The sequence below is a fragment of the Flavobacterium sp. LC2016-13 genome (assembly GCF_009707955.1).
GTDB lineage: Bacteria > Bacteroidota > Bacteroidia > Flavobacteriales > Flavobacteriaceae > Flavobacterium.
Genome location: NZ_WMDQ01000018.1, coordinates 16,357 through 32,699 on the forward strand (window position 1 = coordinate 16,357; position 16,343 = coordinate 32,699).

17 protein-coding genes are annotated in these 16,343 nt (G+C 32.4%); 6 read left to right on the plus strand and 11 right to left on the minus strand.

From position 1 onward, the window contains the following. Window positions 1–61 precede the first annotated feature (61 nt). The 6 genes from GKZ86_RS23330 (at window position 62) to GKZ86_RS23350 (ending at window position 8,008) form a co-directional block, all read left to right on the plus strand. On the plus strand, window positions 62–1,435 hold the full coding sequence (locus GKZ86_RS23330) for a glucoamylase family protein (protein ID WP_154785448.1): 1,374 nt from the start codon (window positions 62–64) through the stop codon (window positions 1,433–1,435). A gap of 1 nt (window position 1,436) precedes the next feature. After that, window positions 1,437–1,967: a PHB depolymerase family esterase gene (locus GKZ86_RS23335; RefSeq protein ID WP_255460149.1), complete on the plus strand. Its 531-nt coding sequence runs from the start codon at window positions 1,437–1,439 to the stop codon at window positions 1,965–1,967. A gap of 5 nt (window positions 1,968–1,972) precedes the next feature. Then, window positions 1,973–2,149, plus strand: a complete 177-nt coding sequence (locus GKZ86_RS25585; protein ID WP_317173649.1) for a hypothetical protein — start codon at window positions 1,973–1,975, stop codon at window positions 2,147–2,149. 10 nt (window positions 2,150–2,159) lie between these two features. After that, a complete protein-coding gene (gene bglX / locus GKZ86_RS23340; protein ID WP_154785449.1) occupies window positions 2,160–4,460 on the plus strand; it encodes a beta-glucosidase BglX in 2,301 nt (766 codons plus the stop codon). Between the two features lie 120 nt (window positions 4,461–4,580). Further along, window positions 4,581–6,500, plus strand: coding sequence for a discoidin domain-containing protein (locus GKZ86_RS23345; protein ID WP_154785450.1), 1,920 nt, complete (start codon window positions 4,581–4,583; stop codon window positions 6,498–6,500). A gap of 119 nt (window positions 6,501–6,619) precedes the next feature. Then, window positions 6,620–8,008 carry a M20/M25/M40 family metallo-hydrolase gene (locus GKZ86_RS23350; protein ID WP_154785451.1) on the plus strand — a complete coding sequence of 463 codons (1,389 nt, stop codon included), beginning with the start codon at window positions 6,620–6,622 and terminating at the stop codon, window positions 8,006–8,008. Window positions 8,009–8,068: 60 nt separating this feature from the next. Here GKZ86_RS23350 and GKZ86_RS23355 read toward each other — a convergent pair whose 3' ends face one another. The 11 genes from GKZ86_RS23355 to GKZ86_RS23405 form a co-directional block, all read right to left on the minus strand. Next, window positions 8,069–8,536, minus strand: coding sequence for a hypothetical protein (locus tag GKZ86_RS23355; protein WP_154785452.1), 468 nt, complete (start codon window positions 8,534–8,536; stop codon window positions 8,069–8,071). Between the two features lie 121 nt (window positions 8,537–8,657). Continuing rightward, complete coding sequence (locus tag GKZ86_RS23360; protein ID WP_154785453.1) at window positions 8,658–9,344, minus strand: YiiX family permuted papain-like enzyme; 687 nt, start codon at window positions 9,342–9,344, stop codon at window positions 8,658–8,660. A 165-nt stretch (window positions 9,345–9,509) separates the two neighbouring features. Continuing rightward, window positions 9,510–10,412 carry a hypothetical protein gene (locus tag GKZ86_RS23365; protein WP_154785454.1) on the minus strand — a complete coding sequence of 301 codons (903 nt, stop codon included), beginning with the start codon at window positions 10,410–10,412 and terminating at the stop codon, window positions 9,510–9,512. Window positions 10,413–10,430: 18 nt separating this feature from the next. Then, the gene (gene kdsA, locus GKZ86_RS23370; protein ID WP_154785455.1) at window positions 10,431–11,249 is read right to left on the minus strand and encodes a 3-deoxy-8-phosphooctulonate synthase; all 819 of its coding nucleotides are present in this window, start codon (window positions 11,247–11,249) and stop codon (window positions 10,431–10,433) included. A gap of 417 nt (window positions 11,250–11,666) precedes the next feature. Then, window positions 11,667–12,455, minus strand: coding sequence for an arylamine N-acetyltransferase (locus GKZ86_RS23375; protein WP_154785456.1), 789 nt, complete (start codon window positions 12,453–12,455; stop codon window positions 11,667–11,669). A gap of 171 nt (window positions 12,456–12,626) precedes the next feature. Further along, window positions 12,627–13,088 carry a hypothetical protein gene (locus GKZ86_RS23380; RefSeq protein ID WP_154785457.1) on the minus strand — a complete coding sequence of 154 codons (462 nt, stop codon included), beginning with the start codon at window positions 13,086–13,088 and terminating at the stop codon, window positions 12,627–12,629. 22 nt (window positions 13,089–13,110) lie between these two features. Further along, window positions 13,111–13,431, minus strand: coding sequence for a hypothetical protein (locus tag GKZ86_RS23385; protein WP_154785458.1), 321 nt, complete (start codon window positions 13,429–13,431; stop codon window positions 13,111–13,113). A 28-nt stretch (window positions 13,432–13,459) separates the two neighbouring features. Continuing rightward, window positions 13,460–13,912: a 2-dehydro-3-deoxyphosphooctonate aldolase gene (locus GKZ86_RS23390; protein ID WP_154785459.1), complete on the minus strand. Its 453-nt coding sequence runs from the start codon at window positions 13,910–13,912 to the stop codon at window positions 13,460–13,462. Window positions 13,913–14,032: 120 nt separating this feature from the next. Further along, the gene (locus GKZ86_RS23395; protein WP_154785460.1) at window positions 14,033–14,719 is read right to left on the minus strand and encodes a lysoplasmalogenase; all 687 of its coding nucleotides are present in this window, start codon (window positions 14,717–14,719) and stop codon (window positions 14,033–14,035) included. A 5-nt stretch (window positions 14,720–14,724) separates the two neighbouring features. Further along, window positions 14,725–15,996: a sterol desaturase family protein gene (locus GKZ86_RS23400; RefSeq protein ID WP_154785461.1), complete on the minus strand. Its 1,272-nt coding sequence runs from the start codon at window positions 15,994–15,996 to the stop codon at window positions 14,725–14,727. A gap of 64 nt (window positions 15,997–16,060) precedes the next feature. Continuing rightward, window positions 16,061–16,336, minus strand: a complete 276-nt coding sequence (locus GKZ86_RS23405; RefSeq protein WP_041517785.1) for an ATP-dependent Clp protease adaptor ClpS — start codon at window positions 16,334–16,336, stop codon at window positions 16,061–16,063. Window positions 16,337–16,343 lie beyond the last annotated feature (7 nt).

The window sequence follows — 16,343 nt, forward strand, 5'->3', positions numbered from 1 at the left end:
TCACTTCCTTCAATATCATGAAGGAAGTGATTATTATTTATTCAATATTAAAACTTTTATAATGGTTAGAATTTCAGTTTTGTTACTAGCTTTTACTTTTTTTAGTTGTGGCTCAAATGATAAATCAAAAGAAGAAAAGGGAGAAAATGCTACAACTGTTACAGTAACGGATGATCAACTTTTAGAGACTGTTCAAAAACAAACCTTTAAATATTTCTGGGATTATGCTGAACCAAATTCCGGATTAGCTAGAGAACGTTACCATCCTGATGGAATTTATCCTGATAATGATGCAAATATTGTAACAACAGGCGGTTCAGGTTTTGGACTAATGGCGATTGTTTCAGGAATGTCTCAAGGATATGTTTCTAAAGAACAAGGGGTTGAAAGATTGAATAAAATTGCTGATTTTTTAGGCAAAGCCGATCGTTTTCACGGAGCATGGTCACATTGGATAGACGGAAATACCGGAAAAGTAAAACCTTTTGGAACCAAGGATAATGGTGGCGATTTAGTCGAAACTTCATTTTTGGTTGCAGGGATGATTACTGTTCGCGAATATCTAAAAGAAGGTTCTGAAAAAGAAAAAGCTGTTGCTCAAAAATATGATGCACTTTGGAAAGGTGTAGAATGGAATTGGTATACCAACAATAAAAATGTATTGTACTGGCACTGGTCGCCAACTTACGATTGGCAAATGAATTTTCCACTACAAGGATATAACGAATGTTTAATTACTTATGTAATGGCAGCATCTTCGCCAACACATACAATAGATCCAAAAGTTTATCACGAAGGTTGGGCGAGAAGCGGAGATATTGTTTCATCTGATAAAAAATATAATATTCCATTAGTTTTAAAACATAATGGTGCTGCAGAATTTGGCGGGCCTTTATTCTGGGCGCATTATTCTTATGTTGGTTTAGATCCAAATAAATTGAGCGATAAATATGCTAATTATTGGGATTTGAATGTAAACCAGACAAAAATCAATTATGAATACTGCGTTGAAAATCCAAAGAAAGTAAAAGGTTATGGTCCTGATTATTGGGGATTAACTGCATCATACTCAAGAAACCCTGACGGATCAATAGGATACAATGCACACATGCCAAGTAACGATCAGGAAGTTATTTCTCCAACAGCAGCCATTAGCTCAATTGTATATACACCAAAAGAATCTATGGCATTTATTAGAAACCTTTATGAAAATCATAAAGAACAAACTTGGGGAAATGCCGGTTTTTATGATGCATTAAGTTTAGGAAATAATAATTGGGTTGCAAAACGTTATTTGGCGATTGATCAGGGGCCGGAAGTCGTTATGATCGAAAATTACAGAACCGGTTTATTATGGAAATTATTCATGAATGCACCAGAAGTAAAACAAGGATTAACAAAGCTTGGTTTCCATTCTGAAAAATACGGAATCTAATATGAAGTATAAACTAATATTAATAGTTCTCTTATTTTCTGTATTTGGTTTTGCACAAAAGGATACAAATGGAAAATTAAAAACGGTTGTGATGGCTAATTATGAATTAGGCTATGTTTTGCACAAACCCGCCAATACAAAAGATAAAAAGCCATTAATAGTTTTTATTTCGGGTGATGGAGAAAAAGGAACAGACCTTGAAAAAGTAAAAATTCATGGGCCTTTAAAGTATTTAAAAACACATGAATTAGATGCTTATGTTGTTGCGCCACAATGCAAAGAAGATGAAAACTGGAATATAGAATCCATTTATGAATTGATCTTGAAAATTCAAAAAGAAAATAAAATAGATCCGGACAGAATATATGTTACAGGTTTAAGTTCAGGAGGTTGGGCAGCATGGAATTTAGCACTTTCATATCCTGATAAATTTGCAGCAATTGTACCAATATCTGGTTTTGTTGATTTAATTGAGTTAGAAGGCGCTTGTAAAATTGCCCAAATTCCAACCAGGATTTTCACGGATTACTAGATGATGTGGTAAAAGTAGATTACGCAATAAGCATCTACAAAGAATTAAAAAAATGCAATGCTTCAGATGTCAAACTAACCATTTTTGATGATGCTGGTCACGACAGTTGGACAAGAGTTTATGACAATCCGGACATTTATGAATGGATGTTAAAACAGATTAAAAAGAATACAAACAAATAAAAACAATAGAATGAAAAACAAATTAGTCTTACTTTTTTTAGGATGTGCTGTTTTGGGTTATGCCCAGAAAAAGAACACTAAGAATGCAGTAACAATTAAGCCAAAATCAGAGTTTGTAGCTGAGTTAATTTCTAAAATGACTTTAGATGAAAAATTAGGACAGCTAAATTTACCAACTTCTGGCGATATTACTACAGGACAAGCTAATAGTTCGAATGTTGCAAAAAATATTGCCGAAGGTAAAGTAGGTGGATTATTCAATATAAAATCAGTACAAAAAATTAAAGAAGTACAAAAGATCGCTGTTGAAAAAAGCCGCTTAAAAATTCCGTTGCTTTTTGGTATGGATGTTATTCACGGTTACGAAACAACATTCCCAATTCCGTTAGGATTATCTTGTACATGGGATATGAACCTGATCGAAAGAAGTGCTCAGATTGCTGCTCAGGAAGCAAGTGCTGACGGAATTAACTGGACGTTTTCACCAATGGTAGATATATCTCGTGATCCGCGTTGGGGAAGAGTTTCTGAAGGTTCAGGAGAAGATCCGTACTTAGGAAGTCAGATTGCAAAAGCAATGGTAAACGGATATCAACAACATGATCTTTCTAAAAATAACTCAATTTTGGCTTGCGTAAAACACTTCGCTTTATACGGTGCTCCAGAAGGAGGACGTGATTATAATACTGTTGATATGAGCCATATCAGAATGTTCAACGATTACTTTCCCCCATACAAAGCAGCCGTTGATGCAGGTGTAGGTTCAGCGATGGCTTCTTTCAATGAAATTGACGGAATTCCTGCAACCGGAAATAAATGGTTAATGACAGATGTATTAAGAAAACAATGGGGTTTTAAAGGTTTTGTTGTAACAGATTTTACAGGAATTCCTGAAATGATCGAACACGGAATGGGTAATTTGCAAGATGTATCTGCATTATCATTAAACGCCGGTGTTGAAATGGATATGGTTGGAGAAGGTTTCCTGACAACTTTAAAAAAATCTTTAGATGAAAACAGAGTAACCATTGCTCAAATTGATAATGCTGTTAAACTTATTTTAGAAGCAAAATACGATTTAGGATTGTTTCAGGATCCATATAAATATTGCAACGAAAACAGAGCAAAAACAGAAATTTTTACTGCAAGCAGCAGAAAAGAAGCGCGCCAGATTGCAGCACAATCATTGGTTTTATTGAAAAATCAAAATCAGGCATTACCGCTTAAAAAATCAGGAACTATTGCTCTTATCGGACCATTGGCAGATGCTAAAGAAAATATGCCGGGAACATGGAGCGTAGCTACAAAAATGGAAAATGCAGTTTCACTTTTAGCAGGAATTAAAGAAGTTGCAGGAGCATCGACGAAAGTTTTATATGCAAAAGGAAGCAACTTAGATTACGATGAAGATTTCGAAACGAAAGCAACAATGTTTGGTAAAACCTTGCACCGTGATGCCCGTTCGAAAGAAGAATTATTGGCAGAAGCTTTAAAAGTAGCAAATCAGTCAGATGTAATTGTGGCGGCTTTAGGAGAATCTGCAGAAATGAGTGGAGAATCTAGCAGCAGAACTAATTTAGAAATTCCACAAGCGCAAAAAGATTTATTAAATGCATTATTAAAAACCGGAAAACCAGTTGTTTTAGTTTTATTTGACGGACGCCCATTAGTTTTAACAGATGAAGAAAAATCAGTTCCGGCAATCTTAAATGTTTGGTTTGCAGGTACAGAAGCAGGTTATGCTATAGCTGATGTTTTATTTGGAGATGTTAATCCATCAGGAAAATTGACAACAACTTTTCCAAGAAGCGTTGGTCAATTGCCAATTTATTACGCACATAAAAACACGGGAAGACCACTTTCTAATACAGAAGGGAAATTCGAAAAATTCAGATCAAATTATATTGATGAAAGAAACGAGCCATTATTTCCATTTGGATTTGGTTTAAGTTATACCACTTTTGAGTATTCAAACGTGAAAATTTCATCTGATAAAATGAACTTTAGCGGAAACTTAAAAGTAACTGTTGATGTTGCCAATACAGGAAATTATGACGGAAAAGAAACCGTTCAGTTATACATCAGAGATTTAGTTGGTTCAGTAACAAGACCCGTTAGAGAACTGAAAAACTTCCAAAAAATAACACTTAAAAAAGGTGAAAAACAAACGGTGACTTTTAATATCACAGTTGAAGATTTAAAATTTTATAATTCTGATTTACAATTCGTAGCAGAACCTGGACAGTTTGATGTTTTCGTTGGAGGAAATTCAAATGCCGATAAGAAAGTTAGTTTTGAGTTAACTAAATAATTGGTTTGTTAATTAGTAATGCCCTTCGTACTGGTTATACGAAGGGCTTTTTTATAACCAATGAATTTTGAAATATACTTCTTTAAGAAGTATAAAATGATAATATATAAATTTTAAGAAATGAAGAAACTATCCGCAATATCGCTTTTGCTGCTTATCATTGGATTTAATATCAAGATAACAGCTCAAAATACTGTTCCTGGAAAAACGGAATGGTTTGATCCAAATAAGGCAGCTACAACTTATTGTAATCCAATTAATATTGGCTATAACTATACGACATTTAATCATAACGGAATTCCTGAATCGCGCCGTTCAAGTGCAGATCCTGTAATTATTACTTTTAAAGGTGAATATTACTTATTTGCAACCAATCAGGCTGGTTTCTTTTGGAGTAAAGATATGTCTGACTGGAAATTTGTTTACGGAAGTTTTCAAAGAAAACCTGCCGATGACGATCAATGTGCGCCAGCTGCATGGGTTGTCAATGACACTTTATTTTACGTGGGTTCTACCTGGCAAAAAGATCATCCGGTTTGGAAAACTGCTGATCCAAAATCAGGAAAATGGTTGAGACATGTTGATAAAGCAATGTTGCCAACATGGGATCCTGCTATTTTTCAGGATGATGATAAAAAAGTATATATGTACTACGGTTCAAGCGGAAAATTACCGCTTGTAGGTGTTGAAGTAGATTATAAAACCTGGTTGCCAAAAGGAGATCAGGCAGATTACGCAAAATTATATGCAGCAACAGAAGTTGAAGATATTCAAAAACCTTATGGTCAGGCAAAAGCTGTTGTTGGATTGGATCCTTCTGCACACGGTTGGGAACGTTTCGGACCAAATAATGATATGGAGCCTGCGCCTTGGGGTAATTTTATAGAAGGTGCATGGATGACAAAACATAATGGTAAATATTATATGCAATATGGCGCTCCTGCCACTGAATTTAAAGGTTACGCCAATGGAGTGCACGTAGGGGATAATCCGTTAGGGCCTTTTACATATCAAAAACACAATCCGATGTCATACAAACCAGGCGGATTTGTAATTGGAGCAGGACACGGAAATACTTTTGCGGATAATTATGGTAATTACTGGAATACCGGAACTTGTAAAATCTCGATAAAAGATCGTTTTGAACGTCGTATCGATATGTTTCCTGCAGGTTTTGATAAAGATGATGTTATGTATTCAAATACATCTTATGGTGATTTTCCGACAAAACTTCCAACAGAACTTCGTAATCATGAAAACGGAGCTTCATCAGGATGGATGTTACTTTCGTATAAAAAACCGGTAACCGTTTCTTCTTCTGAAGATTGTATGGAAGTTGAGACGCACAGAGTAGATAATGGCGGAAAAAAAGTATACGAGAAATTCTGTTATGGCGCTTCAAATTTAACCGATGAAAATATCCAAAGTTATTGGTCAGCAAAAACCAGCAATCCCGGAGAATGGCTGCAGCTTGATTTGGAAAGAAAAATGCAAATAAACGCTTTGCAAATAAATTATGCCGATCATAAAGCGACACAATATAATAAAGCGATGGATATTTATTATCAGTATAAAATCTTCATGTCTGATGATGCTATAAACTGGACTTTGGTTATTGATAAATCTCAAAATGATAAAGATGTTCCTCACGATTATGTAGAATTAACAAAGCCAATTGACGCTCGCTACATAAAAATGGAAAACATCCATAATGCTTCAGGTTTATTTGCCGTATCTGATTTCAGAGTTTTCGGAAACGGATTATTAGCAAAACCAAAACCTGTTACTGATTTTAAAGTGAAGAGAAATGCAGCAGATTCACGTAACGCAATGATTTCATGGAAAAAGCAAGCTGATGCAATAGGTTACAACATTTATTACGGAATTGCCCCTGATAAATTATACAACACTATTATGGTTTATGATGATGGTACGTATGATTTTAGAGGTTTAGACAAAGGAACAAAGTATTATTTTACAATCGAAGCGTTTAATGAAAATGGTATTGGAACAAAAAACAAGATTAACGAAGTAAAGTAATTTTGTTTTATTTTTTAGAAAATGGGTTAATAAAATCACTATGATTTGCAAAAGAATTTTGTTCCTTTGCTTAGCTAATTAACAAAGTGAATTAATTAACCCAAAAATGCGAATAACCTATGAAAAAAACGATTCTTTTAACTGTTTTAGTTTTAAACGGATTGACATCTTTTGCGCAGTCAAATGATGAAAAAAACATTAAATTATTTTATAAAAAAGCTTTAACAGAGTCTAAATGTTACACTTGGTTAGAGTATTTGTCTAATGATATCGGAGCTCGTTTATCAGGATCTCAAAATGCCCAACTAGCTGTAAATTATACAAAATCACAATTAGAAGGTTTAGGACTTGATAAAGTGTATTTGCAGGAAGTTATGGTTCCGCATTGGGTTCGTGGTGAAAAAGAAACTGCTTACATCCTTAACGGTAAAGTAAAAGCTGTAGTGCCAATTTGTGCTTTAGGAGGTTCTGTTGCAACACCAAAAACAGGATTAACAGCAGAAGTAATCGAAGTACAGGGAATTAAAGAACTTGCTGAACTTGGAGATAAAGTAAAAGGAAAAATTGTGTTTTTTAACAGACCGATGAACCCTGAAAACATTGAAACATTTATTTCATACGGGGCTTGTGTAGATCAAAGATTTGCAGGTGCAAAAGAAGCCGCAAAACTTGGTGCCGTAGGAACAATTGTTCGTTCTATGAACTTGCGTTTAGATGATTTTCCACATACAGGAGCTCAAAGTTATGGCGATTTGCCAAAGGAACAATATATTCCAACAGCAGCAATTAGTACAAACGGAGCAGAATTATTAAGTGCAACTTTAAAAAGTAATCCGGCTTTAAAATTTTATTTCAAACAATCGTGCGAAACATTACCAGACGTATTGTCTTATAATGTAATCGGAGAATTAACAGGAACTGTAACGCCAGAAAATATTATGGTTGTAGGTGGTCACCTTGATTCTTGGGATTTAGCTGATGGTTCTCAAGATGATGGAGCAGGAGTTGTACAAAGTATGGAAGTAATCCGTATTCTTAAAGACTTAAACTACAAGCCAAAAAATACAATTCGTGTCGTATTATTTATGAACGAAGAAAACGGTGGAAAAGGTGGAGCTAAATATGAAGAAGTTTCAAAACAAAAAAACGAGAATCATATTTTTGCTTTAGAAAGTGATTCAGGAGGATTTAGCCCAAGAGGATTCTCTATTCAGGCTGATGATACAAACTTCAAAAAAATACAAGGGTTTAAAGACTTTTTTGAGCCATATTTAGTGCACAGTTTTACAATTGGACATGCAGGATCAGATATTGACCATTTAACGTCTAAAACGATTGTAAAAGCTGGTTTAAAACCAGATTCTCAACGTTATTTTGATTATCACCACGCAGCAAATGATAAATTTGATGCAGTTAATAAAAGAGAGTTAGAACTTGGAGCAGCGACAATGACAAGTTTAGTTTATTTATTAGACCAAACGGGAATTGTTTTACCGACTTCAAACTAATTTCTTTTAATAAGATTTCTAAAAGCTACAAGTGTTGAACTTGTAGCTTTTTTTATGCTTTTAATTTTCATGATTTTGTATTTTAAAAGTATTTCGAATAGTAGAAACCGGCATTAATAACATCTTTGAAAAATCCAGATAATGAAAAGGAAGTGCCAGTTTTCCTCTTTCGTATTCTCTAAAAAAATAATTGATTTTATTGGGATAAAAAACGATACCTGATAATGTTACTAAAAAGAGATATAAACTTCTTTTTCCATTCCCTAAAAGATAATACTGCATTCCAATTTCTTCTAAAACAGAAGTTCCTGTATTTGTCAAAACATGAATAATATCGTGATCTTCCAGTTTTGGCTGAATATCAAAATGATTTTTATAAAGAAAATTTCCTAAACCCAATCCTAAACTGCCTTCCGGATAATCAAGTAATTTTAGTTTATCAATTTGCCACGGTTTATTTTTCTTAAAATATTTTTGATATGGCGCTCGAGACAACTCATACATTTTTTCGATAATAGTGTCTTTCATATTTGGTTTTAGTTTTTAAAAGCTCTTTGAAATTCAAAGTAAAATAATAATAAAAAAAGCTAATCAGGTTTTAAATTAGCTTTAAGATTTTTCTATTTATTATAAATCATTTTAGAAATTATTAATAAGTATCCATTACGGTTTTTAGTAAATCAGAGTCGACAAGGTTAGAAGGGGCAACCACTTTTTCGTCAAGCGGAATATCATTTCCATATCGCTCTTTAAGTATTTTTTGTACTCTTTCATCACTTAAATTAAAGTCTTTCAATTGTTTTAGCTTACATAATTCAATATCAGCTGCATTTTTATAGATTTTCCAGATTAATTCAGAACAATAGATTCTGTTATCCGTCCATTCAAAATAAGCATCGTATTCTTTTCCATCAAACTGCTGGCTGTAATTTTGCATCTTTTGCACGATGACAGGAGTTAAAACCTGATCAGCATTCTTTAATCTTTTTACAACATATTTATTGTCTTTGCCATGCTGAATCCATTCATCAAACGGAGTTAGTTTTACAGGCTGAACAGCTTCAAAAACAAACCATTTTCCGTCTATATTGTAGATAATACCACAATGTGAAAATTTTGAATTCGTAGCAATTCTCACTGCTTCACATTGAGGAGATTGTGAGGTTTGAAAAATAATGTCACCATCTTTAAGTTTACTTTGTATAGTACTTTCTGTCTTTCCTGCCTTTGTTTTCGAAAACGGATTATTAGGAAAAACAGACATTGCTACAAATAACGCAAGACCAAAACTTAGCACAAACGTAATTCCAAGAAACAGATATTTTTGTTTTTTCATCTTTGTATTTTTGAACGCTAAAAGTACATTATTACACTTTAGGCTGATTGTCTTTTTTAAATATTTTAACACCACCTAAAAGAACTTTGAATCGCAAAGTAAAACATAAAAAAAATAGCTGCCAAATAAATGACAGCTATTTTTTAAAATATTTTTTAAGAAATATTAAAGTCTGAAAATTCCACCAACAGCAATAATTCTCTGAACGAATGTAAAATGTTGCGAAGCTTTATCATCATTACTTTGTGTAGTTCTGATATCCGGCATATTGATATAACCTGTTTTTAGCTCACCTTGTACATAAAAATATTTGAAAAAGGTAAAGTTAATTCCAGCTTTTGCAGATACTCCGTAACCCGAAACGTGAAAATCATCATGACGTTCCATTCCTAATACAGTTGCATTTGTTTTTGGATATAAAACTCCGGCGCCTAAACCTTCAGTTAAGTTAATTTGAACTTTATCTGTATTTGTTATTCCCAAATACTTTGAAATATCATCATGTCTGGAAACCTCTGTATTAATGTAATTCAAACCATCTGTATGTTCGTACATTAAAAAAGCAGTACCATTTTGAATTTCACCTTTCTCAAAACCACCTTCCTGAGCACCACCTTGAGACATATCTACAGGTGTATTATTATAAACTCCGTTGTAAATAGATCCAGGTTGATCAGCAGGTAAATTAATATTACCAGTAACATTAGCTATTTGAGCCTGACTCATTACATATTTCATGTGGTCCCAACCAATAGAAACACTGTAGTGGTCGCTAAAAAAATATCCCATTCTAAAATTAGTCTGAGGAATTGTCATGTTAGCAGGATTCACGTAATCAACATGCCATCCTTTTGGTTTATCGTGAGCCACCATATTATCAACCGTAAAGTTGTAATCTTTACCTCTGAAATTCACATCAGACTGACTGTAACTATCTCTGTTTCCTCCCCAGGAAATGAAAAATTTACCTTTTTTATGTGCTGTATATCTTTCTACTGTAATTTCTTCCTGTGCAAATGTGTTCATAGAAAAACACACCAAAAAGAAAAATAAAATTTTTGTTTTCAATGAAATAATGTTAGAAATTTAAAATGAGTTAACTGTTTTTCTAATGGCAACCAACTTGGTCATTAAACCTTCAAAATAGTCTAAATGCAACATATTGGCACCATCGCTTTTCGCATTTGCAGGATCAAAGTGAGTTTCGATAAAAATACCGTCAACACCCACAGCAATACCCGCTTTGGCAACAGTTTCAATCATATCAGGTCTTCCTCCCGTAACACCGGCAGTTTGATTAGGTTGTTGTAATGAATGCGTAACATCCAAAACAGTAGAAGCATATTGTTGCATAGTAGGAATTCCTCTAAAGTCAACAATCATGTCCTGGTAACCAAACATAGTACCACGGTCTGTAACCATAACATTCTCATTTTGGCAATCTAACACCTTTTGTACAGCGTGTTTCATGCTTTCCGGACTCATAAATTGTCCTTTTTTCAAGTTTACTACTTTTCCAGTGTTTGCAGCCGCCACAACAAGATCAGTCTGACGTACTAAGAAAGCCGGAATTTGCAAAACATCTACATATTGCGCAGCCATATCAGCATCTTCATTAGTATGAATATCTGTTACAGTTGGAACGTGAAATGTTTCTGAAACTTTTCTTAAAATTTTTAATGCTTTTTCATCACCAATTCCGGAAAAACTATCAATTCTAGAACGGTTTGCTTTTTTAAATGATCCTTTAAATACATAAGGGATTTGAAGTTTGTCGGTAATACCAACTAATTTTTCAGCAATTCTGAGAGCCATTTCTTCTCCTTCAATAGCGCAAGGTCCCGCCAATAAAAAGAAATTACCACTATCAGTATGCTTAATTTGAGGAATATGTTGTATGTTCATAATATGATTTTTTGACAGTGCAAAGGTAGTTATGATTTATGAATAGCACATGAAGATTTAAGTTTTTTTTAAGAAGCTGATCCTGCTATCCGCTTTAATCTTTTTCTCCAAAACCTTTTTTTCTTAGCCTTTGCAGGAGCTTCCGTTGGTCGCTCTGCAAAAACCAGAAAAAATAGGCTTTCTCAAAAAAGGATTTCCGCTTTTATCAGGGCTAAAGCCGTAGTGGAATTATAAGATTTCATAAGAAATTTATTTACAATCATAGATGTTTAATTTTGAACAATATTAAAACATAGTAATAAACTATTAAATGACAATTATCATATCATAATATATATTGTCTTTTGAGACTTCAGCTGAAACTGTAATGAATTTAGGATTTAATACGCAATATTTGCTCAAAACAGCTTCTTAAAATTAAACCTTTAAGTTAAATTCTGTTTCCAAAATATTTTCCAATTGATTTTCTTCAAAAGAAACAATTTCTGTAATTCCGTTTGTGACTGTTTTTATGGAATTTTTAAATAATATTTTTTTACCCAGAGGATTTTGTAAAACAACAATTAAGTTTTGTGTAAAAACAGAATCGGGATGTGAGTAATTATAATGATTGGCAGGTTTAAAATCGATCCATCGCTGAGGATTCAAATCAAAAGAATATAGATTAGACCATTCTTTTCCAATTTGCATTTGCAGTAAATATTCATCTTCTTCCGTTTTTATCAAAGTAAAAGTCTCAAAATCCTGTTTGACTTCAGTTCCAATTTTACTCAGCTTTAAAGGTTCTCTAATACTGTTGCCTCCAAACCCTAAATCGATTAAATATTCTTCATTTTCGATTGTAGCAATTATTGCCAGATGTGTTTTTGCATTAGGAATAGGATTAACCAAAGGACGAACTGCAATATAATAATGTGGAATACCAATTTCCTGAAGCATTAGCGAAAATATACCATTAATTTGATAGCAATATCCACCACGATTTTTATCGACAATTTGGTTTACAATATCATCCCCAATAAGTGATATTGTTTTTCCTGCCTGAACATCAATATTTTCAAAAGGCACATTAAATATCTGGCTTTGCATTAATTTTTTTATTCCATCTAAATTCAATTTAATTTCTCCTTGAAAATTGATTCTTTTTAAATATTGCTGTAAATCGAAACTTGAAGCTTCAATTTTATAATTTTTTGATTGTTTCATTATATTAAATTTTATTCGTTTCTGTGCGAAACATCAGATTTACAGGCATATAAATAATTAAGCCTATTTGTAAAGTTACAAATTCGCCAAGTTTGAATTCGATTTTTTCTCTTCTTTTAAAGAAATTTTATGACTGTAAGCGCTAAAGAATAATTTGATAAAAGTTTATGGTCAAACTAGATCGATCTGATTTTTCTTGATTTTTTTATAATAAATACCAAACAAAATCAATCCAAGAAAAAATAAAATATTTCCTAAAATTCGAATAAAAACTACAGTCTGAATTTGAAACATAAAAGTTTCAGACTTTGAAGAGTGAAAGTACAGTAATTGATAAAGATTGATTTTAGAAAATATAATTCCTGGAACGGTAAGTAAGAAATGAATTATAATTTTTTTAAAATTTATTTCATTTGTAATTTTAGAAAGTTTCCAATAGAAAAAACAGATAATCATTAGCAATATAAACTTAATAACTGCAGGAAGCAAGGGATAATAATAAAGGGTATTATGGCGACCAGGAGTGAATACTGAAAAGAAATCAGAATTTAAAATGAGAGGTAAATATAAATATGGAAACGTAAAAGCAGTTAAAAATGCAAAAATTATAAAAGCTGTTTTTGTTTTAATCATGATATTTTAAATATTTCCTCAATTATTTTTTTCTATATCTATTTACAAAATACTGAATGATAATTAAAACAATTAGAACAACGATCAAAAATGCTAAACTTACTAAAGCAGCTAATAAAGGCATTCCGCATTTAGTCTCGTTCGGATGTTCTTCAAAATGTTTTGAAAAATTATAATTTGCTATATAAAAATAAATAATAGAAAAGATTATTTGTGCAGCAAAACTAATTAAAGATATAGTTCCAAACTTCATGGAAGTAGTTTTATAAATAGCCTTTCTACCGTATACAAATTGAAATAATATCGGTAAAATAATTACAATTAAATAGAGAATTCCAAGCATTAGTAAAATGTTTTTTTAGCGACTAAAATTACTCCCTCTTTAAACTCAAACCAAGCGGAACCATCAAAATTCCTTTTTCGTAAATGTTCAAATAAAGCTTAACAGGCTTTTTTTGTCCGTCCCATTTAAGTTCATAAACATTCAGAAATCCGGCTCCCATATCGCTTCTTTTGGTTGGAAAAGGGCAGCAGGTTTCTAATCTTATATAAGTAATTTTTTCACCATTTGGACCAGCTAATGCATTTAGGAAACGAGTTTCGTTTAAAGCTTCATCTCTTGTATTTCGGTAAAAAATATTGATAGGATAATCAGGATCGTAGCCGTATTTTTTGTCTGTACTGAAAAGAGTAATAACAAAAGTATTGTCTTTTTTCAAAACTAAATCAGGCGCATTATCATCTACATTTTTCAAAGTAGATTTTGTGCTTATACAAGAAGTTGCAGTAATTAGTAAAACGATAAATAAAGCTAATTTTTTCATGGTTATTGGTATTAGTCGTACAAATATAAAAGCAAAATTGCTTTTACCACAGATTAAAAGAATTAAATTAATTTAAATTTTAAGCTGTGTTAATCTTTAAAATCTCTAACGAAAATTAAATTAGCTCGTAACCAATTTAGTCTTTGAATTCAATTTTAACACACCAACTACAATCAGATATTGTGCCACAAGATAGGTAAGCATAATAATAAGTGCACTTTTTTGGATTGGCATATAAAACTTATTGATTGCCAGAATGCTATCTGAAATAACAAATGCAATTGCACCAATAAATACCAATTTGCTTCCCGATTTTTTCCAAACTAAAAAACCATTAAACGCAAGCAAAAGCATAATCGAAATAACGGTTGCGTAAACCGTTACAGGTATTTTTAAATCGCCTAAACTTGGCGACAAAACAGAAAGTATTCCAAATAAATAAATCATAATAACAAGGCTTCCTATAGCAAAAAGAGATTTATTTGTTTTGGTTTCGGTCTTAATTTGTTTGCTAAAAACGATGCAATACATAATATGCGAAATCAGAAACGAAACTAATCCGAGAATAAAATAAATTTCGGCAATGTCAGCAAAAAGTAAAATAACATCGCCAATCCAGGAAAATAATAAAGCAGTTAAAAGCGTATTTCTAAGAGGAAACCGCTCATGAAGATAAACAACAAATCCTAATACAGGAATTAAAATAGGTTTTAGATATAAATCTAAATTCTCATGCCCTAAATATAAAATAAGCAAATAAAAGAGGCTGATGACAAAATAAAGTTTAATAAATAAAGTATGTTTCATGGGGGTTAAGAATTGATTAGCAGACTGGGGGTAGTTTTAAAGTCGATAGTAACGAAATAAATTGAAGTTAAAAATGATAAGCTCAAATAGCTTAAAATGATATAATTAGATACAGATAAAACCTGATTTAAACCAAACCAGTCACCATAATAAGATATAATCGCAATGGCAATAATTAAACGAAATCCTTCCCAAAAAACGGCATATTTGCTTTTGTCCATCAATTCAGAATAACTGTAAATCGTTATTAAAATAAAAAAGCCATAAAGAAAGATATTTGGCAAACCAATTTTAGCAACATTATCAAATAAATAAGTCACAAACAAAAGTGTAATCAACATTTGAGTTACAGACCAATAAATAAGTTTTTGAGAGTTTTGCGTGCCATATTTTTCAAAATTAAAAACATTTTCAATTTTGTTTACAGGATATTTTTCTTCAAAATTTTCTGGGCGCCAGCCTGTTGGTTTAAACCAAATAGTCAATTTATCTTTCCAGTTTTCAGCACGCCACGCATCAGAAATTAATAAACTTAAATGCTGAAAATTAATCTTAATCGGATTCCAGGTATTTGCCGGTCTCGTAATACCAAAAACAGGAGGAACATCATCTAATTCGGCTTGAAAAGTACCGAAAAGTTTATCCCAAAAAATAAATATTTGCGAATGATTTTTATCTAAATATTCGGGATTAATGGCGTGATGCACACGATGATGTGATGGAGTAACCAAAATATTTTCGACAAAACCCATTTTTTTAATGTGTTTTGTATGATACCAAAACTGAAGGAATAAATGCAGAGGCAAAGTAATGGCAATTACTGTGGCAGGAACACCCAATAATGCTGCAGGAATCAATAAAAAAGTAAACAGATTAACCAAACTTGCCACAGGTTGTCGCAATGCACAAGCCAGATTAAACTCTTCGCTGCTGTGGTGAATCGCATGTTTGTTCCAAAGAAAATTAATTTGATGCGCTAATCTATGGCTCCAATATCCGTAAAAATCGATGACAAAAAAGCCAATACAATACGAAAGAACATTGGCTTCGAGATGAAAAAAAGCAATTTTAGAAACCAGCCATTCGTACGAAATAAAAGTCAGACTTAATCCTAAAACATCCTTCACAGAATTGGTAATTCCGGAGCTAATGCTTGAAACGCTATCTATAAGAGGTGCAGTGTCTTCTTTTTTATAGATGCCGTATATTTTCTCAATTATAATTAAAATTAAAAAAACAGGCGTAGCGATAATTAATATCTTTCCATATTCTTCCATAAAAAAAACGTTATAAATTATTCAAATATAGAATAATTTATAACGTTTTTTACATTATTGATAATTAAACAATTTCGGCGCTTAGTCCAGCTTCCAAAAGTTGTGTACATTGAGGTTTAAGTTTGTCCATTGGCCCTGTTTTTACAGTGCATTTTCCGTTGTAATGTACAATTAAGGAACATTGTTCTGCTTGTTCAGGTGTGTGGCTACAAACACGCATTAAAGTATCAATTACGTGATCAAAAGTGTTTACATCGTCGTTATAAACAATGATTTCGTTATTGAAACTTGTCGCTTCCTTTTCGCGAACTCTTTCTCTTACTTTTTCTTTAGTACTCATTTTTTTA